Origin of the sequence: Bacillus cereus group sp. MYBK245-2 (genome assembly GCF_051916145.1) — a bacterium.
Taxonomy (GTDB): domain Bacteria; phylum Bacillota; class Bacilli; order Bacillales; family Bacillaceae_G; genus Bacillus_A; species Bacillus_A pacificus.
The window spans coordinates 411,478-430,155 of record NZ_JBQAGB010000001.1 but is presented as its reverse complement, the minus strand read 5'-3'; the positions used below and the strand labels follow the sequence as shown (position 1 = coordinate 430,155).

Sequence of the window (18,678 nt, the reverse complement as noted above, 5' to 3'; positions counted from 1 at the left end):
GGTATTTTTATGCAGAGGTTGTTATAAAAATACAAAAGTGGTAACATAAAAATCAGAAAGATGAGGGATGACGATGAGCCATTTGTTAACGATGAGTGAATTATCGGAAATAGAAATTTCAGAAATCCTAAAAGACGCAGAAGATTTTGCGAATGGGAAAGAAAGCAAAACGACAGAGCAAACTTTTGTTGCGAACTTGTTCTTTGAGAATAGTACGAGAACAAGATTTAGCTTTGAAGTTGCTGAGAAGAGATTAGGACTTGATGTTTTAAACTTTTCAGCTGATGCATCTAGCGTACAAAAAGGAGAAACATTATACGATACGATAAGAACACTAGAATCAATCGGAACAAAAGCAGTGGTCATCCGCCACGAGCAAGATCGCTACTTCGATGAACTAAAAGATCAGGTGAATATTCCAATCTTAAACGCTGGAGATGGATGTGGGAACCACCCAACGCAGTGCTTACTCGACCTTCTTACCATTAAACAAGAGTTTGGAAGATTTGAAGGATTGAAGATTGCGATAGTAGGAGATGTTCGTCATAGCCGAGTAGCACGTTCGAATGCAGAAGCATTAACGAAACTGGGTGCAACAATTTACTTCGCAAGTCCAGAAGAGTGGAAAGATGAAGACAACACATTTGGAACATACAAACCATTAGATGAGCTTGTTCCAGAAGTGGATGTAATGATGTTACTTCGTGTACAACATGAGCGTCATGATCATTATGAAACAGATATTATGAAAGAGTATCATGAGAAACACGGATTAACAGTGGAAAGAGAACAGCGTATGAAAGAAGGAAGCATTATTATGCATCCAGCTCCTGTAAACCGAGATGTTGAAATTGCAAGTGAACTTGTTGAGTGTGAGCGTTCACGCATATTTAAACAAATGGAAAATGGAGTTTACGTAAGAATGGCTGTACTAAAACGCGCCTTACCAAATGTATTAGGAGGAATGAAACATGAATTACTTGTTTAAAAATGGTCGTTATATGAATGAAGAAGGAAAAATCGTAGCAACGGATCTTCTCGTACAAGACGGTAAAATCGCTAAGGTAGCAGAAAATATTACGGCAGATAATGCTGAAGTAATCGATGTGAACGGAAAGTTAATCGCACCTGGATTAGTAGATGTACATGTACACCTTCGTGAACCAGGTGGTGAACATAAAGAAACAATTGAAACAGGTACACTAGCAGCGGCAAAAGGTGGATTCACTACAATTTGTGCAATGCCAAATACACGCCCAGTACCAGATTGTAGAGAACATATGGAAGACTTACAAAATCGTATTAAAGAAAAAGCGCATGTTAACGTATTACCATATGGAGCAATTACAGTACGTCAAGCGGGTTCTGAAATGACAGATTTCGAAACGTTAAAAGAACTTGGAGCATTTGCTTTCACTGATGACGGTGTAGGCGTACAAGATGCTAGCATGATGTTAGCTGCTATGAAACGTGCAGCGAAATTAAATATGGCAGTAGTTGCGCACTGTGAAGAGAATACTCTTATTAATAAAGGTTGTGTACATGAAGGGAAGTTTTCTGAGAAACACGGATTAAACGGTATCCCATCAGTATGTGAATCTGTACATATTGCAAGGGATATACTGCTTGCTGAAGCGGCAGATTGTCACTATCACGTATGTCACGTAAGTACGAAAGGCTCTGTACGTGTAATCCGTGATGCAAAGCGCGCTGGAATTAAAGTAACAGCAGAAGTAACACCTCATCACCTAGTGTTATGTGAAGATGATATCCCATCAGCTGACCCTAACTTTAAAATGAACCCACCGCTTCGTGGAAAAGAAGATCATGCAGCATTAATTGAAGGTTTATTAGATGGAACAATCGATATGATCGCAACTGATCATGCACCGCATACAGCAGAAGAGAAAGCGCAAGGAATTGAAAGAGCACCATTCGGAATTACTGGTTTTGAAACAGCATTCCCGCTTTTATACACAAACCTTGTGAAAAAAGGAATTATTACATTAGAACAATTAATTCAATTCTTAACAGAAAAGCCAGCTGATACATTCGGCTTAGAAGCAGGTCGCCTGAAAGAAGGTAGAACAGCTGATATTACAATTATTGATTTAGAACAAGAAGAAGAGATTGACCCAACAACATTCTTATCAAAAGGAAAAAATACACCATTCGCAGGTTGGAAATGCCAAGGATGGCCGGTAATGACAATCGTTGGTGGTAAGATCGCATGGCAAAAGGAGAGTGCATTAGTATGAAAAGACAACTTATCTTAGAAGATGGAACAGTATTAATTGGAACAGGTTTCGGAGGAGAAATCGAAAAGTCAGGTGAGGTTGTATTTACAACAGGAATGACTGGATATCAAGAAACATTATCTGATCCATCATATTGCGGTCAAATTGTAACATTCACGTACCCATTAATCGGAAACTACGGCATCAACCGTGACGATTTTGAATCGATTCACCCATCTGTAAATGGTTTAATCGTAAACGAAATTTGTGATCACCCATCAAACTTCCGTAATGAAATTTCGTTAAATGACTACTTAAAAGAAAGAAACATCCCAGGATTAGCAGGGATTGATACGAGAAAATTAACGAGAAAAATTCGTCAATACGGTACATTACGCGGACGCCTTTGTAATATGGATGCAGATGTAGAATACATCGTGAGCCAATTAAAAGCGACAGTATTTACAGATCATGTGAAACGCGTATCAACGAAAGATCCATACCCAAGCCCAGGCCGCGGACATCGCGTTGTACTAGTAGACTTCGGTATGAAACATGGTATTTTAAGAGAATTAAATAAACGTGATTGCGATGTGATTGTAGTTCCTTACAATACAACAGCTGAAGAAATTTTACGCCTTAGCCCAGATGGGATTATGCTAAGTAACGGACCTGGGGATCCAAAAGATGTACCAGAAGCAATTGAAATGTTAAAAGACATTATCGGTAAAGTTCCTTTATTCGGAATTTGTCTAGGACATCAATTGTTCGCTCTAGCATCTGGTGCGAATACAAGTAAGTTAAAATTCGGCCACCGTGGGTTAAACCATCCAGTAAAAAATCTTGCAACTGGAAAAGTAGCAATTACATCTCAAAACCATGGTTACGCAGTAGAAGAAGAATCAGTTGAAAATACAGAACTTGAAATTACACATGTTGCTTTAAATGATGGAACAGTAGAAGGTCTTCGTCATAAGAAGTTCCCAGCATTTACAGTACAATACCATCCAGAAGCTTCAGCGGGACCAGAAGATGCAAATGATTTATTCGAAGATTTCTTAACAATGATTGAAAACTTCAAGAAAGAAGGGGAAGAGTTATGCCAAAACGCCTAGACATTAACACAATTTTAGTAATCGGATCAGGACCAATTGTAATTGGGCAAGCAGCGGAGTTTGACTACTCTGGTACACAAGCTTGTCAATCTCTTAAAGAGGAAGGTTACAAAGTAATCCTTGTTAACTCTAACCCAGCAACAATTATGACCGATACTGCAACAGCAGATAAAGTATACATTGAGCCTTTAACATTAGAATTCGTAAGCCGAATCATTCGTAAAGAACGTCCAGATGCAATCTTACCAACATTAGGTGGTCAAACAGGTTTAAACATGGCTGTTGAACTTGCAAAATCAGGCGTACTTGAAGAGTGCGGAGTTGAAATTTTAGGAACAAAATTGTCAGCAATCGAGCAAGCGGAAGATCGTGATTTATTCCGTACATTAATGCAAGATTTAAATGAACCAACACCACCAAGTGAAATCATTCATAACCTTGATGAAGCATATAGCTTTGTAAACGAAATTGGTTATCCAGTAATCGTTCGTCCAGCATTCACATTAGGCGGAACGGGCGGCGGAATTTGCCATAACGAAGAAGTGTTAATTGAAATCGTAACAAGTGGTTTAAAACATAGCCCAGTAACACAATGTTTATTAGAGAAAAGTATTGCTGGTTGTAAAGAAATTGAATATGAAGTAATGCGTGATTCAAATGATAACGCGATTGTAGTATGTAACATGGAAAACATCGATCCAGTTGGTGTTCATACAGGTGATTCTATCGTTGTAGCACCGAGCCAAACGCTAAGCGACCGTGAATACCAAATGTTACGTAATACTTCATTACGAATTATTCGTGCACTAGGAATTGAAGGTGGATGTAACGTTCAGCTTGCACTAGATCCATATAGCTTCCAATACTATGTAATCGAAGTAAACCCACGTGTAAGTCGTTCATCTGCATTAGCATCTAAAGCAACTGGATATCCAATTGCGAAATTAGCAGCGAAAATTGCAGTCGGCTTAACATTAGATGAAATCGTAAACCCAGTAACGCAAAAAACTTACGCTTGCTTCGAGCCAGCATTAGACTATGTTGTTTCAAAAATTCCACGCTGGCCATTTGATAAGTTTGAATCAGCGAACAGAACACTTGGAACGCAGATGAAAGCAACTGGTGAGGTTATGTCAATCGGACGTAACTTAGAAGAATCATTATTAAAAGCGGTTCGTTCTTTAGAGCTTGGCATTTATCACTTAGAATTAGACCACTTAAAAGAACTTGATAAAGAAACAATGAAAAAACGCATTATTAAAGCAGATGATGAGCGACTGTTTATCGTAGCAGAAGCAATTCGTCAAGGTGTAACGAAAGAAGAGATTAACGAATGGTGTGAAATGGACTTCTTCTTCTTACAAAAAGTTGAAAATATCGTAAATATGGAACGCGAAGTAAAAGCGAATGTAGGAAATATGGAAGTACTACAAACCGCAAAAGAAATGGGCTTCAGCGATCACTACATCGCAGCAGCTTGGAACAAAACGGAGCGCGAAATTTATGATATGCGTAAAGAAAATAATATGACGCCAGTATTCAAAATGGTAGATACTTGTGCGGCAGAGTTTGAATCTGCAACACCGTATTACTACAGCACATACGCTGAGGAGAACGAATCAATTGTAACAGATCGTAAGAGTGTAGTAGTTCTAGGATCTGGTCCGATCCGCATTGGTCAAGGTGTTGAGTTTGACTATGCAACAGTTCACTCAGTATGGGCAATTAAAGAAGCTGGATATGAAGCGATTATCATTAACAATAACCCAGAAACTGTTTCAACAGACTTCAGTATTTCTGACAAATTATACTTTGAACCATTAACGATTGAAGATGTAATGCACATCATCGATTTAGAAAAGCCAGAAGGTGTTATCGTTCAGTTTGGTGGACAAACGGCGATTAACTTAGCGGCGAAATTAGAAGAACATGGTGTGAAGATTTTAGGAACATCACTTGAAGACTTAGACCGTGCAGAAGATCGTGATAAATTCGAAGCTGCTTTAACAAAACTTGGTATCCCACAACCAGTTGGTAAAACAGCAACGACTGTAGAACAAGCGGTAGCAATCGCAGAAGAAATTGGTTACCCAGTATTAGTAAGACCATCTTACGTACTAGGTGGACGTGCGATGGAAATCGTATATCGTCAAGAAGAACTACTGCACTACATGAAAAATGCAGTTAAAGTTCACGCAGATCACCCAGTATTAATCGACCGTTACATGGTCGGTAAAGAAATTGAAGTAGATGCAATTTCAGACGGTGAGAATGTATTCATTCCAGGTATTATGGAACATATTGAACGCGCTGGAGTTCACTCTGGTGACTCAATTGGAGTATATCCACCACAAAGCTTATCTGAAAAATTAAAAGAACAAATTATTGAACATACAATTGCACTTGGAAAAGGATTAAACATTGTTGGATTACTAAATATCCAGTTTGTCGTATTCGAAAATCAAGTGTACGTAATTGAAGTAAATCCACGTGCGAGCCGTACAGTACCATTCTTAAGTAAAATTACAGGTGTACCAATGGCAAACGTTGCAACGAAAGTTATTCTAGGGCAAGACCTAGTAGAGCAAGGATACGGAACGGGCTATCACCCAGAAGAGAAAGAAGTATATGTAAAAGCTCCGGTATTCTCATTCGCGAAATTACGCTCAGTGGATACAACATTAGGACCTGAAATGAAATCAACAGGGGAAGTAATGGGTAAAGATTTAACGCTTGAAAAAGCATTATATAAAGGATTAGTTGCTTCTGGAATTAACATCCCAACGCACGGATCAGTAATCATTACTGTAGCGGATAAAGATAAAGAAGAGGCGATGGAAATTGCAAAACGTTTCCATGAAATCGGCTATAACTTATTAGCAACAGCTGGAACAGCACAATCATTAACAGAGCAAAATATCCCAGTACAAGTTGTAAACAAAATTGATTCTGAGGACTACAACTTACTAGATATTATCCGCCAAGGAAAAGCACAGTTTGTAATCAATACATTAACAAAAGGCAAACAACCAGTGCGTGATGGTTTCCGCATTCGCCGTGAATCAGTAGAAAATGGTGTAGCTTGCTTAACATCACTTGATACAACGAGAGCAATCTTACGAGTATTAGAATCTATGACATTCTCAGCTCATTCAATGAAAGAAATTACGCAAACAAAGCGTCACGAGGTGGTACATGCATGATGCAAAAGCAAAATATGATCGTCGTTAATCAAAAAGAAATCGCAAAGAACATTTACGAATTAGTGCTTCAAGGAACTTTAGTACAGCAAATGAACGAACCAGGGCAGTTTGTACACATTAAGGTAGCAGAGGGCATTGCGCCCCTTCTGCGCCGCCCAATTAGTATTTGTAATGTAGATCAAGAGAAGAACGAATTTACAATGCTATATCGTGCGGAAGGACAAGGGACAAAAACATTAGCAACTAGAAAACAAGGTGAAATGGTAGATGTATTAGGACCATTAGGACACGGTTTTCCTGTAGAAGAAGCAGAAGCTGGTCAAACAGCTTTACTAGTAGGCGGGGGGATTGGTGTACCACCACTTTATGAATTATCACAGCGCCTCGTTGCAAAAGGTGTACGTGTGATTCACATCTTAGGTTTTCAAACGAAAGATGTAGTTTTCTATGAAGAAAAATTTGCAGAACTTGGTGATACGTACGTTGCGACAGTAGACGGTACACACGGTACAAAAGGATTTGTCACAGATGTAATTGATCATTACGGAATTGACTTTGATATTCTTTATTCATGTGGTCCGTTAGCGATGCTTCGTGCATTAGAAGGACGTTACAAAGAGAAAAAAGCCTATATTTCATTAGAAGAACGTATGGGCTGTGGTATTGGAGCTTGTTTCGCATGTGTATGCCACTTACAAGAAGATCCAAGTGGACATTCTTACAAGAAGGTGTGTAGCGACGGACCAGTATTTCCAATCGGGGAGGTTGTACTATGAACAGATTGCAAGTTGAATTACCGGGATTATCATTAAAAAATCCAATTATACCAGCATCTGGATGCTTTGGGTTTGGTCGTGAATATGCACAGTTTTACGATTTAAGTGTACTAGGATCAATCATGATTAAAGCGACGACAGAACAACCACGCTATGGAAATCCTACGCCTCGTGTTGCTGAAACACCGGGCGGCATGTTAAATGCAATCGGACTTCAAAACCCAGGATTAGAAAAAGTAATGAATTCTGAATTACCATGGTTAGAACAATTTGACCTTCCAATCATTGCAAACGTTGCAGGTTCACAAGCTGAGGATTACGTAGCGGTTGCAAAGGAAATTTCTAAAGCGCCTAATGTCCATGCACTGGAATTAAATATTTCTTGTCCAAACGTAAAAACAGGTGGTATCGCCTTTGGTACAAATCCTGAAATTGCTGCTGATTTAACGAAGCGAGTAAAAGAGGTTTCTGAAGTACCTGTATACGTGAAGTTGTCACCGAACGTGGCAAACATTGTGGAAATTGCAAAAGCGATTGAAAATGCAGGTGCAGATGGTTTAACGATGATTAATACATTGCTTGGTATGCGTCTAGATTTAAAAACAGCTAAACCAATTTTAGCAAACCGTACAGGCGGATTATCAGGTCCTGCGATTAAGCCAGTAGCAATTCGTATGGTACATGAAGTAAGCCAAGCGGTTAACATTCCAATTATCGGAATGGGTGGCATTGAAACAGCGGAAGATGTAATCGAATTCTTCTACGCTGGCGCAAGCGCAGTTGCAGTAGGTACAGCGAACTTTATCGATCCGTTCGTATGTCCGACAATTATTGAAGAGTTACCAGCATTACTAGATGAATTAGGATTTGATCACATTTCGGAATGTCAAGGAAGGAGCTGGAAGCAAACATGTCACAGTCGTTAATCGTTGCACTAGATTTTCCAGGGAAACAAGATGTAGAACAATTCTTGCGCCACTTTGAAGGGGAAGAGTTATTTGTCAAAGTTGGTATGGAGTTATTTTACAAAGAAGGCCCTGCAATTATTACGTACTTAAAAGAAAAAGGACATAAGATTTTTCTAGATTTAAAACTTCATGATATTCCAAATACAGTAAAAAGCGCTATGCGTAGCCTAGCTAGTCTAGATGTTGATATGGTAAATGTTCATGCTGCTGGGGGAAGCAGTATGATGAAAGCTGCGATTGAGGGATTAGAGGAAGGTAAGCAAGAAGGAAAAGAGAGACCGATTTGTATTGCAGTTACACAACTAACAAGCACTTCGGAAGCTATGATGAAAAAAGAGATCGGCATTGAGAAAACGTTAGAAGAAGCGGTTGCTCATTATGCAAAACTAACGAAAGAAAGTGGACTTGATGGCGTTGTTTGCTCAACGCTTGAAGTTCCAAAACTACGTGAAGTATGCGGAAATGAATTTGTAACAGTAACACCGGGGATTCGTCTTGCGAGCGATGATGTAAATGACCAGGTGCGCGTAGCAACACCGAAACGTGCGAGGGAACTTGGCTCAAGCTATATCGTAGTTGGACGTAGTATTACAAAAGCAGAAAATCCGCTTGAAGCGTATAAAACAGTAAAACAACAGTGGGAAGGTGTAACAGTATGAAAAAAGAAATCGCATCGCATTTATTAGAAATTGGAGCAGTATTTTTACAACCGAATGATCCATTCACATGGTCTTCAGGTATGAAATCACCAATTTATTGTGATAACCGTTTAACTTTATCTTATCCGAAAGTACGTCAAGCAATTGCAGCTGGATTAGAAGAGTTAATTAAAGAGCACTTCCCAACTGTAGAAGTTATTGCAGGAACAGCAACTGCTGGTATTGCGCACGCTGCATGGGTAAGCGATCGTATGGATTTACCAATGTGCTACGTACGTAGTAAAGCAAAAGGTCACGGTAAAGGGAACCAAATTGAAGGAAAAGCTGAAAAAGGTCAAAAAGTAGTAGTAGTAGAAGACTTAATTTCAACTGGCGGTAGTGCAATTACATGTGTAGAAGCACTTCGCGAAGCTGGCTGTGAAGTATTAGGAATCGTATCAATCTTCACATACGAGCTTGAAGCAGGAAAAGAAAAACTAGAAGCAGCTAACGTAGCATCATATTCTTTAAGCGACTACAGTGCATTAACTGAAGTTGCAGCAGAAAAAGGTATGATCGGACAAGCTGAAACGAAAAAATTACAAGAGTGGCGTAAAGATCCAGCTAACGAAGCTTGGATCACAGCGTAACACGAAAAAAGACGACTGCGGGGGAACGCGGTCGTCTTTTTTATATAAATTCAATGTAAAGTTCCATCAATATTAAAGAAAATCATATGACGATCCCCTTGCTAGCAACTATTTAGCGTTTTCCACAACTTCATACCCTCTCACAAACAATAGCGTCATATAAGAAACAATAAATGAGAAGATGCTATACATGCCAACCCAAAAGAAAAACTTCGGAGTAAAGGCGATAACACCTATTATTAAAAAACTAGCAAACGTTACAATCGGCATGACGTAATACGTTTTTGTCTTGCAGGTTCCAACAATAGAAATGATAAAGATAAGTAATGGACAAATTAATAAGACGAAAATCAATTCATTCATAGCTATGTCCCCTTTTCTAATGGAAGTAATCTGTTTCTCGTAAACGTTTTGAAATAATTACTCTCCTAATATAATTTCGCTAAGTAATAACGAATCCCTCTTGAAAACTGATAATTCATGATGAATTTTACAAGCAAAAAGCGTAAGCAAAAGAAAACTTGCTTACGCTATAGAATAAACATCGCAACGATCGTGGTGACAATTAAGCCAATCCCAACTGGTAAAAAGTTTCGACGTGCAAGTTCAAATGGATCGACTTTACAAATCGCAGCGGCAGGAATAAGTGCCCAAGGAATTAACGTCCCGCCCCCGGTCCATATAGCTGCAATTTGCCCGAGTGCTGTTAATGTAGCTGTTCCATGGCCAAGTGCTGTTCCGAAAAGATTGGCAATGGAACCAGCAAGTGATATACCAGAAAAGCCAGATCCATCTAAGCCGGTAATGACACCAACGATAGTTAATGTCCCTGCCGATACATATTGATTTAAAGGAACAGTTTGAGACAAAGCGATTCCTAAGTCGTTAATGATTCCGTGTGAACCTTTCGGTAAATAGTCTCCGATAATTTTTACAAAACCGCTATCTCCTAAATAAAAGAGTGCGGCAATTGGAATAACTGGACCAAAGATTTTAAAGCCAAATTGGAGCCCTTCTATAAAATAATCGGTCGTTTTATTTAGTCCATTTCCTTTGTAAGCGATGAGAGAAATGATGATAATCATAATAACAGTGGTCCCACCGATAAGTGCAGTTGCGTCGCTTCCTTGTAGTTTAAATTGAATCATGCAAAGGATATCGATGGCATATATGATCGGAATACAAATAGCGAGCCATTTTTTTGTCTGAGGAGATAATGAAGTGAGCGTTTTAGAAGACGCAGTTGATGGAATAGATTCTTGTATAGAAGATAATCCTGTATGAAATTCTTTTCGTAAGAAGAAAAATGCGACGGAAGTTGTCACAATGCCCATAACAATTACGAGAGGAACACTGGCAGAAACAACGCTAGAAACAGGAAGACCAGCAGCGTCCGCTGTTAATTTTGGTGCACCTTGAATAACGAAGTCACCAGATAAGGCGATGCCGTGTCCGAATAAGTTCATAGCGATGGCAACTCCAATTGGCGGAAGGCCAACGCGTACAGCGACGGGTAATAAAATAGCCCCCATTAAGGCGACAGCTGGAGAAGGCCAAAAGAAGAAAGAAATTGTCATCATTAAAAGGCCGATAATCCAGTAGGCGAGGGTAGGTGTACGAATCATCTTTGTAAATGGTGAAATCATCGTATCATTTATGCCGGTATGAACGAGTAAATTGCTCATGGATACGATAATGGAAATGATTAATATAGTTGGTAAAAGTTCAGTAATAGCGTAAATGAAACTTTGAAAAATACCGCTAATAGCAAGAGGGATAGAACTTGTAGCTGTTAATGCTAATAAAAAGATAAAAACGATACAAATAATCGTCGTATCCTTTCGGAAAATAAAAAAGGTAATAATGGTGAGTAAACAAATAACATAGAGAGCGTGTAATAGCGTTAATTCAACTGCCATAACATTCACATCCTTTAGGCATTCGTGTAGTTTATTGTATGAAAGCGGTGAAAGTATGTGAGTATAGGAAAAAGAAAAAGAAAAAGTAAAATTTCATGTACTGTAATGGTAAGAATGATAAATGGATGTTACAATACAATTAATCCTAAAAATGGAATTAAAGGAGGGCTTATGCACAAAAAAATTGGATTTTGGGGATTCGTTATATCTTGTAGTCTATTAATCATTTTAAACTTGTTTACAAACAATGAATGGATCAGTATTATACCTGTTTTCGGATTTGTTTTTGTACTGTTATATAACTGGGATGATATGAAACAATATAGTAAGAAAAATATCGGAATTATGATAGGTACCATTGTTGTTTGCTCATTTTTCGTAGGATTTATTTTAATTGAAGGGCAGAAGCAAATGGAAAAAATGTCTATTTTTCAAGAGTGGATGTCTTCTGCGAAGGGGCTTTATATTGTCATTGTAGTTGTTGTTTTTCTAAGAATTGTTATAAGGATAACAAGTTACATATTAAAGGAAAAGTAGAATGGTGGAGTATGAATGAGAGAGAAAATTGGGTATTATGGTGTGCTCGTTTGTTTGCTATTATCAGTTATTTCAGGACAATTTCTTAACAGTGCATGGGTGCCAGTTATATTATGTATAGGGGTGTTGGTTTTTGCTCCTATGTATCGCTGGGACGAGTGGAAAGCATACAGCCGAAAAAAGAAAATTATTTTCAGCATCGAGTTTGTTATTATAATTAGCACGATTCCATTTTTGTTACTGAAGGGAAATGAAATAATAGATGGGATTGTAATGTTTCAAGGCTGGTTATTTATTGCAAAATTACTATATTTAATGTGTGTTTTAATAGTGGTAGCGCTAGTCGCTAAAAAAGTAAATGAAAAGTTATTTGCTAATGAATAAAAAAAGTGCCACCTTATTCGGTGGCACTTTCTCATTTTATTGAATGAGCTTTTTGCATCTTTTTAATTAAACGAATTTGTCCGCGATGATTGATTTCATCTTCAAATACGTGAAACCACTTAAAATAGTTATTTGCTTGTTTGTCATACCAAAAGTCTGTCGTTTTAAACAGCCATTCATCAGGTAACGATTGGAATGTTTCAATTGTTTTGGAACGTACTTCTTGTAATGTATCAATATAAAATTCTATAGAGTTTCCTTTTATTTTCTCACGTCCAAGAGCTTCTAACTCGAGGCCAGGTAACCATCTTTCTAGTTCGGCCTCCGTTGGTTCGCGGTCTTCAAAAGTATGAATCTGGTAATAAAATTCAACAGCAGCCATGTGATATAATAGCATGCCGATTGAATTTGCTTCCTCATTATATAAATAATCAAGTTCTTCCATTGTTAAATCTTCCACCGCTTGCATTGTTGTATAGCGAGCGTAATTCATCATGGAAACTAGTTTGGAAAATTCAGGATGTAAACCATCGATTTTATCTATTACAAAGTTCAATTACAATTCCCCCTCTTTAAACGAATACTCCAGAGAAGGCATTCTATGTGCAGAGAAAAAATCCTGTTGAAAATTTCAAAATATTAACAAGGGATTACAATTAGTTCTCTATTTGATTTTGTAATAACTTCATATCCGTCTTTTGTAATGACAATATCATCTTCAATTCTACAACCGCCCCAGTTAGGTATGTAAATACCTGGTTCAACTGTAACGACCATACCCTCTTCTAAAGTAGCCTTACTTTCTTGGGATAGGCGGAGAGGTTCATGAATTTCTAATCCAAGACCATGACCAGTAGAATGTCCAAAATATTGACCGTATCCATGCTCAGTAATGTAGTTTCTCGTTATATCATCGATACGTTTTGCAGTTTCTCCAGGTTTAATCGCTTCAGTCCCGCGTTTTAATGCTTCTCGTACAATATTGTATATCTTTTTAAATTCTTCTGATGGTTCCCCGATTGCTACAGTACGTGTTATATCGGAACAGTATCCGTCGTAAAGTGCACCGAAATCTAATGTAACGATGTCGCTCCGCTCGATTATTTTATTTGATGCAACGCCATGAGGAAGAGAAGAACGAACACCAGAAGCTACAATAATTTGAAATGATGAAGATGTAGCTCCTTTTTTTCGCATGAAAAATTCTAACTCATCTCGTACATCATTTTCACTTATTCCCGGTTTTAGAAACGTAAGAATGTGGTGAAATGCTTCGTCCGCAATATGAGCTGCAATTTTCATTGTTTCTATTTCAGGCGTGTCTTTAATGATACGAATACTTTCGATAATTTCGCACACTTGAATCATTTCCGTATGTACGTATTTGTGCAAGTTTTTATATTGTTGCAATGTCATGTTGTTTTCTTCAATTCCAAGTTTTTGAATGTTTAATTTCGATACTTGATGTGCAATCTCTTTTTCTAAATTTCCTTTATGCATAACAATTTCAGCATCTTGTATTTGTGATTTTGCTTGATCTACATAGCGGAAATCTGTTATGAAAACAGCTTGATCCGCAGAGATTAAGACGACGCCAGCACTACCTGTAAAGCCTGTTGCATATTGACGATTTTCTTTTTTTGTAATAAGTAACCCGTCAATTCCATACTTATGTAGTTGTTTTTGGATATTAGTTATTCTTATATTCATTTTAATGCCTCCTTTTTATATTTAATAAAGCAAAAATTGTGCCAATATACTTATTGACAATAAAAGAGAAGAGGGAGTTTTGTGTCAAAAAAACTAGACAAATATAAAATGAGGATGTAAAAAATTTATACAGTAATGTAAACTTGCATATTATAATCTTTCAATTCTAATATTATATTTTTTGTATAAATAAATGGTGATAATTGGTATAATAAGAGGTCGTTATGTGTTCTTGTAGATAAAGGTGCGTAACGAATAAATAGGAATAAGGAATGTGAGTATATGAAGAAATTAAGTAAAGTCATGTCATTTTGCTTCGCTGCTAGTATGCTAGTTGTAACAGGGTGTGAAAAAAGTGAAATCAAAGCTCAAGCAAATGAAACGATTGAACAGCTTGATGAAGCGCCGGAAGTGACAGAAAAAGAAGCGAAAAAGATTGTAAGAAAGAGTGTAGATGCAATAGCAAATGCATTTAGTGAGATGGAAAAAGAAAATGGATGGAGTCGAAATAACCCTGGAGATTTGGCGACAGCGAAAAAAGGAGTTAAGGGATTAGTTACAGAAAAATTTGTAGAGAACCAGCTTCCTAATTCGCTTGAAACATTTAATAGATCTAGAGAGACAGATATGTTGCCATTCCCTATTAATATTGAACCAGAAATGAGATTAACGTATACACAGAAAGATAAAAATTTAATGATTGAAACGATTATACCTTCAAATGATATGGGAAATGAAGCAGAGATATGGGAGTTTATTTTCGTTCATAAAGATGGAAAATGGTTAATGGATAAATGGTCATCGCATACACCGAGAGATTTAAAACTTACGAAGGAAGAAGCTAGTGAGTTTCTGAAAATTCGAGGCTTTAAGAATGTCGATTTTGTTAAAGAAGAAAACAGTGGTGACAAAAAATATATTTTTAAAGAAAATACTAGATCAATAGCTGTGGATGCAAAAACATCGGTTATTACATATAATTTAGATGAGCAAAAGCAGGAAAAAGAAGCGAAAGAAAATAGTAGTCAAGAACACGAAAACATTAAGGAAAATAACATGAGTACGCATGCTACTTCTAAAGAAGAGAAGCAGACTAAAAAAGAAACTTCGTCAGCAGTAGGTAAAAGTAAGGTTTTAAATGAGTTAGCGGCTCTAGAAAACCAAGAAAAACATACAAATGTCATGTCAACAAATGACATAGTAAATGAAATAGAAGGAAATTATGAACTGTGGGATAATAAACTAAATGAAATTTACAGTACATTAAAAAATACGATGTCCCCTGATGCATTTCAGTCATTAAAAACGAAACAAATTGCGTGGGTTAAAGAAAAGGAAAGTAAGGTTAAAGCAATTGGTACTGATACAAATAACGGGACGATGAGACGTATAGATGCTTCAGAGGAGAAATACAAGATGACAAAAGAAAGATGTTATGAATTAGTGAATGGGTATATGAACTAGTTGGAACGAATATAAAAATGCGTTGCTTATGAGCAACGCATTTTTATATTTAAGCTTTTAATTTCATTACAGTATCAGCATCCGGTGTAACATATACGGTTTGCTGATTGTCGTACGTAACAAAACCAAGTTTTGCACCACTCGGTTTTTTCACATGGCGTATTTTGGTGAAATCAACAGGTACAGAACTAGACTCTTTTGCTTTACTGTAATAAGCAGCAATTTTGGCAGCTTCTAGTAAAGTTTCGTCAGCAGGTTCTAAAGAACGAATGACAACGTGAGAACCAGGTATGTCTTTCGTATGTAACCAAATTTCATCACGACGGGCAAATTTCGTTGTTAAATAATCATTTTGCTTATTGTTTTTACCGACGAAAATCTCTGTGCCATCACTTGCTACATATTTATCTAATACTGGTTTAGTAGGCTTTTTCTTTCCGTTTTTCGTTTTACGATTGCGCATATAACCTTCTTCAGCTAATTCCTCACGAATTTCTTCAATATCTTTTGAAGAAGCAGCTTCCATTTGTTGAAGTAAGCTATCAAAATAAAGAATTTCTTCCTTTGTTTTTTCGATTTGTTCTTCTACAACAACAACTGAATTTTTCGCTTTTTGGTACTTTTGGAAATAGCGTTGTGCATTTTCAGATGGCGTTTTTAAAGGATCTAATGCGATCTTTACAGTTCCGCCATTTTCATCATAATAGTTAACGACTTCAATATCTTTATCGCCTTTTTTCAAAGCGTACATATTGGCTGTAAGTAGTTCGCCAAATAGTTGATATTTATCTGCTTTTCCAGCATCTTGTAATGTTTTTTCTAGTTTAATGAGTTTTTTCTCATTTTTATTTTTTTCGTTTTGCATAAAGCGCTCTAAATCATGAGCTTGTTGTTTTACACGGTCACGCTCTGCTTTTCCAAAAAAGAAACGGTCTAGCAATTCGCTAACAGATGAGAATGTCTTGTCTTCTCCAGCTAAGTGCGCAAGAGGGAAAAGATAAAAGAATTCTTTCCCATTTGAAGTAGTCATTGTTGGTGAATATGTATGAGTTAATAATGGTTTTTGTATGGAGAAAAATGCGTTAGCTAATGCTTTTTCATTTACCATACCTGCTTTTTTCACTACTTCTTTTGCGAATAATGGTGATATTCCGGTAAAGGTTCCGACCAGCTGTTTATCCATGTTTCCAGATAGAAAGTCTAGCGGTCTAATAAATTCATCATTTGTTTCGATCTGAAGTGGGTTAATTTTATGTTGTGCTGGTGGTGCAATATATTCAGCTCCAGCGTATACAGTTCGATGTCGGTTTACTGCTAAGGAAACGTGTTTTAAGCTATCTAAAATATTGTTTGTTTTTGTATCTACTAAAATGATGTTACTATGTCGTCCCATAATTTCAATTACTAATGTTTTTAGCGATTCATCACCAATTTCATTTCTGCTACGAACGGTAATTTGAATAATACGCTCTAAATCAATTTGTTCAATTTTTTCAATAAATCCACCTTCTAAATGCTTACGAAGAAGCATACAGAACATTGGTGGAAGTGCAGGTGAATCATAATTTTGATTTGTTAAGTGTAAACGTGCATATGTCGGATGAGCGGAAAGAATCAGTTTTTGATTTTTTCCGTTTGCTCGAATATGTAATAAAATCTCGTATTTTGAAGGTTGGTATATCTTAGAAATTCTTCCTGTGTAAAGAGAATTTGCAATTTCATGTGTAATTGCTCTTGTAAATAATCCATCGAATGCCATAAATGAACACTGCTACTAAAAATATAGACAAATGTATATTCTTAGAGTATTCCTGCTTCTACGTGTCCTGTCTCGCCAATTACTCGCTACTACAGTTTGCTGTAACACTCCACAGGCGTAAATTCCGATGTAGCCCACCGTACATATATACAATCTATTTACGTTAGTATTGTATATTCTTTTGTTTGTAAAAGATTGAAAGCTGCGTTCAAATCTCTATCCATTACAATGCCACATTCACATGTATATAACCGGTCAGATAGCTTTAAATCCTCTTTCTTTTGACCGCAACATGAGCACAACTTTGACGATGGATAAAACCGGTCTACTTGACGTAATTCAATTCCATATCCCTCACATTTCATCAAAAGCCACATTTTAAAAGCATAAAAGGACTGCTTGGCAATTGTTTTAGATAGATGTTTATTCTTCAGCATATCTTTCACATTCAAATCTTCCACAGTAATAAACGTTGGCTTGGTTTTCACCACATTCGTTACAATAGACTTTACATACTCTAGTCGAATATTCGCTAATCGAGCGTGTAGTTTTTGCACTCTAAGAATATTTTTGTTTATATTCGCTCTTTTATTAGTAACAGATTTTTCACCTCTCTTTTTTAGATTTTCATATTTTTGCGCTAAAGAGCGTTGTTCACGTTTTAACCGTTTTTCCATCTTTTTTACTTTTATTGTTTTGTTGATGTTTTCGTGAACGATACCATCGCTACGTGTAGCGAAATCCTTCACCCCTAAATCAATCCCTAGACCTATGTTATTAAGTATTGGTTTTACCCTTACTTCTTCTCTTTCACAAAGTACAGATACAAAATATCTTCCTGCTCTTTGATACACTGTGCCACTTTTTACAGTTGCATTTTTAGGGATATATCCATATTCTTTTAACCTTACCCAACCAATTGTGGGGATTTTTATTCTATGCCTTTCTACTGTCCAATCTGTTTTGTTGTTTTTAGGAAAATAGCACTTCACATCTTGCTTCTTCTTTTTCTTATATCGTGGGAATTTAGATAAACCCTTAAAAAATCGTTTGAAAGCTTTATCTCCATTCATAATCGCTTGTTTTACAGCTTTACTTGATACTCCTTTTATCCACTGGTCACATTCTTTTGTATAGACATTATTCAACCATTTAGAAAAGTCATACCCACTTAGAAACTTTCCTTCGGCTTCATACAGCTCATTGTTTTTAGAGATATACAGGTTGTAAACATATCTACACACACCAATCGTCTGGTTTATTTGGATTATTTGTTCTTTTGTCGGATGGATTTCTATTAGATATGCTCTTTTCATAA

General features: G+C 36.9%; 17 protein-coding genes. 11 read left to right on the top strand and 6 right to left on the bottom strand.

Annotated features, from left to right (window positions below; genetic code table 11):
* Positions 1-73: 73 nt before the first annotated feature.
* From pyrB to pyrE, 8 genes are read left to right on the top strand one after another with little or no spacing between them, the layout of a single operon-like run.
* Positions 74-988 carry an aspartate carbamoyltransferase gene (gene pyrB, locus ACTFRN_RS02110; protein WP_049110770.1) on the top strand — a complete coding sequence of 305 codons (915 nt, stop codon included), beginning with the start codon at positions 74-76 and terminating at the stop codon, positions 986-988.
* Positions 972-2,258: a dihydroorotase gene (pyrC, locus tag ACTFRN_RS02105; RefSeq protein WP_001108374.1), complete on the top strand. Its 1,287-nt coding sequence runs from the start codon at positions 972-974 to the stop codon at positions 2,256-2,258. The genes pyrB and pyrC overlap by 17 nt, the downstream gene beginning before the upstream one ends.
* Positions 2,255-3,352: a carbamoyl phosphate synthase small subunit gene (locus ACTFRN_RS02100; protein WP_000828682.1), complete on the top strand. Its 1,098-nt coding sequence runs from the start codon at positions 2,255-2,257 to the stop codon at positions 3,350-3,352. The genes pyrC and ACTFRN_RS02100 overlap by 4 nt, the downstream gene beginning before the upstream one ends.
* Positions 3,337-6,555 (top strand): carbamoyl-phosphate synthase large subunit, encoded by a 3,219-nt coding sequence (gene carB / locus ACTFRN_RS02095; protein ID WP_088106432.1) that lies wholly within the window; start codon positions 3,337-3,339, stop codon positions 6,553-6,555. The genes ACTFRN_RS02100 and carB overlap by 16 nt, the downstream gene beginning before the upstream one ends.
* Entirely contained in the window at positions 6,552-7,331 is a 780-nt protein-coding gene (gene pyrK / locus ACTFRN_RS02090; protein WP_000983358.1) for a dihydroorotate oxidase B electron transfer subunit, read from the top strand. Before carB ends, pyrK begins: the two co-directional genes overlap by 4 nt.
* Entirely contained in the window at positions 7,328-8,257 is a 930-nt protein-coding gene (pyrD, locus tag ACTFRN_RS02085; protein ID WP_001081057.1) for a dihydroorotate oxidase B catalytic subunit, read from the top strand. The genes pyrK and pyrD overlap by 4 nt, the downstream gene beginning before the upstream one ends.
* The gene (gene pyrF / locus ACTFRN_RS02080; protein WP_000083496.1) at positions 8,242-8,958 is read left to right on the top strand and encodes an orotidine-5'-phosphate decarboxylase; all 717 of its coding nucleotides are present in this window, start codon (positions 8,242-8,244) and stop codon (positions 8,956-8,958) included. The genes pyrD and pyrF overlap by 16 nt, the downstream gene beginning before the upstream one ends.
* Entirely contained in the window at positions 8,955-9,587 is a 633-nt protein-coding gene (gene pyrE / locus ACTFRN_RS02075) for an orotate phosphoribosyltransferase (protein WP_000711446.1), read from the top strand. Before pyrF ends, pyrE begins: the two co-directional genes overlap by 4 nt.
* A 108-nt stretch (positions 9,588-9,695) precedes the next feature.
* On the opposite strand, the gene ACTFRN_RS02070 is transcribed toward pyrE, so the two are convergent.
* Together ACTFRN_RS02070 and ACTFRN_RS02065 are read right to left on the bottom strand one after the other, a co-directional pair.
* The gene (locus ACTFRN_RS02070) at positions 9,696-9,950 is read right to left on the bottom strand and encodes a YbeF family protein (protein WP_001003925.1); all 255 of its coding nucleotides are present in this window, start codon (positions 9,948-9,950) and stop codon (positions 9,696-9,698) included.
* 167 nt (positions 9,951-10,117) lie between these two features.
* Positions 10,118-11,506: a hypothetical protein gene (locus tag ACTFRN_RS02065; protein WP_088106433.1), complete on the bottom strand. Its 1,389-nt coding sequence runs from the start codon at positions 11,504-11,506 to the stop codon at positions 10,118-10,120.
* Positions 11,507-11,611: 105 nt separating this feature from the next.
* On the opposite strand from ACTFRN_RS02065, the gene ACTFRN_RS02060 reads away from it, so the two are divergent.
* Positions 11,612-12,043: a YoqO family protein gene (locus ACTFRN_RS02060; protein ID WP_170932381.1), complete on the top strand. Its 432-nt coding sequence runs from the start codon at positions 11,612-11,614 to the stop codon at positions 12,041-12,043.
* Positions 12,044-12,058: 15 nt separating this feature from the next.
* Positions 12,059-12,427: a YoqO family protein gene (locus ACTFRN_RS02055; protein WP_001208269.1), complete on the top strand. Its 369-nt coding sequence runs from the start codon at positions 12,059-12,061 to the stop codon at positions 12,425-12,427.
* Positions 12,428-12,458: 31 nt separating this feature from the next.
* On the opposite strand, the gene ACTFRN_RS02050 is transcribed toward ACTFRN_RS02055, so the two are convergent.
* Together ACTFRN_RS02050 and ACTFRN_RS02045 are read right to left on the bottom strand one after the other, a co-directional pair.
* The gene (locus ACTFRN_RS02050) at positions 12,459-12,983 is read right to left on the bottom strand and encodes a DinB family protein (RefSeq protein WP_001012019.1); all 525 of its coding nucleotides are present in this window, start codon (positions 12,981-12,983) and stop codon (positions 12,459-12,461) included.
* Positions 12,984-13,066: 83 nt separating this feature from the next.
* Positions 13,067-14,137, bottom strand: coding sequence for a M24 family metallopeptidase (locus tag ACTFRN_RS02045; RefSeq protein ID WP_088106434.1), 1,071 nt, complete (start codon positions 14,135-14,137; stop codon positions 13,067-13,069).
* Between the two features lie 282 nt (positions 14,138-14,419).
* Between ACTFRN_RS02045 and ACTFRN_RS02040 the strand changes: the two genes are divergently transcribed.
* The gene (locus ACTFRN_RS02040) at positions 14,420-15,601 is read left to right on the top strand and encodes a lysozyme inhibitor LprI family protein (protein ID WP_000736512.1); all 1,182 of its coding nucleotides are present in this window, start codon (positions 14,420-14,422) and stop codon (positions 15,599-15,601) included.
* Positions 15,602-15,650: 49 nt separating this feature from the next.
* Here ACTFRN_RS02040 and ACTFRN_RS02035 read toward each other — a convergent pair whose 3' ends face one another.
* Positions 15,651-17,360 (bottom strand): Rqc2 family fibronectin-binding protein, encoded by a 1,710-nt coding sequence (locus tag ACTFRN_RS02035; RefSeq protein WP_088106435.1) that lies wholly within the window; start codon positions 17,358-17,360, stop codon positions 15,651-15,653.
* Positions 17,361-17,518: 158 nt separating this feature from the next.
* Positions 17,519-18,676 carry an RNA-guided endonuclease InsQ/TnpB family protein gene (locus ACTFRN_RS02030; RefSeq protein WP_088106436.1) on the bottom strand — a complete coding sequence of 386 codons (1,158 nt, stop codon included), beginning with the start codon at positions 18,674-18,676 and terminating at the stop codon, positions 17,519-17,521.
* Between the last annotated feature and the right edge of the window lie 2 nt (positions 18,677-18,678).

What these genes read in the sequence shown, in the direction of transcription:
- carB (WP_088106432.1), top strand. Translation starts at nt 3,337, where the DNA reads ATGCCAAAACGCCTAGACATTAACACAATTTTAGTAATCGGATCAGGA.
- ACTFRN_RS02060 (WP_170932381.1), top strand. Translation starts at nt 11,612, where the DNA reads ATGGTAAGAATGATAAATGGATGTTACAATACAATTAATCCTAAAAAT.
- pyrC (WP_001108374.1), top strand. Translation starts at nt 972, where the DNA reads ATGAATTACTTGTTTAAAAATGGTCGTTATATGAATGAAGAAGGAAAA.
- ACTFRN_RS02030 (WP_088106436.1), bottom strand. Translation starts at nt 18,676, where the DNA reads ATGAAAAGAGCATATCTAATAGAAATCCATCCGACAAAAGAACAAATA.
- ACTFRN_RS02035 (WP_088106435.1), bottom strand. Translation starts at nt 17,360, where the DNA reads ATGGCATTCGATGGATTATTTACAAGAGCAATTACACATGAAATTGCA.
- pyrF (WP_000083496.1), top strand. Translation starts at nt 8,242, where the DNA reads ATGTCACAGTCGTTAATCGTTGCACTAGATTTTCCAGGGAAACAAGAT.
- ACTFRN_RS02065 (WP_088106433.1), bottom strand. Translation starts at nt 11,506, where the DNA reads ATGGCAGTTGAATTAACGCTATTACACGCTCTCTATGTTATTTGTTTA.
- ACTFRN_RS02100 (WP_000828682.1), top strand. Translation starts at nt 2,255, where the DNA reads ATGAAAAGACAACTTATCTTAGAAGATGGAACAGTATTAATTGGAACA.
- pyrE (WP_000711446.1), top strand. Translation starts at nt 8,955, where the DNA reads ATGAAAAAAGAAATCGCATCGCATTTATTAGAAATTGGAGCAGTATTT.
- ACTFRN_RS02045 (WP_088106434.1), bottom strand. Translation starts at nt 14,137, where the DNA reads ATGAATATAAGAATAACTAATATCCAAAAACAACTACATAAGTATGGA.
- pyrD (WP_001081057.1), top strand. Translation starts at nt 7,328, where the DNA reads ATGAACAGATTGCAAGTTGAATTACCGGGATTATCATTAAAAAATCCA.
- pyrK (WP_000983358.1), top strand. Translation starts at nt 6,552, where the DNA reads ATGATGCAAAAGCAAAATATGATCGTCGTTAATCAAAAAGAAATCGCA.
- ACTFRN_RS02055 (WP_001208269.1), top strand. Translation starts at nt 12,059, where the DNA reads ATGAGAGAGAAAATTGGGTATTATGGTGTGCTCGTTTGTTTGCTATTA.
- ACTFRN_RS02070 (WP_001003925.1), bottom strand. Translation starts at nt 9,950, where the DNA reads ATGAATGAATTGATTTTCGTCTTATTAATTTGTCCATTACTTATCTTT.
- pyrB (WP_049110770.1), top strand. Translation starts at nt 74, where the DNA reads ATGAGCCATTTGTTAACGATGAGTGAATTATCGGAAATAGAAATTTCA.
- ACTFRN_RS02040 (WP_000736512.1), top strand. Translation starts at nt 14,420, where the DNA reads ATGAAGAAATTAAGTAAAGTCATGTCATTTTGCTTCGCTGCTAGTATG.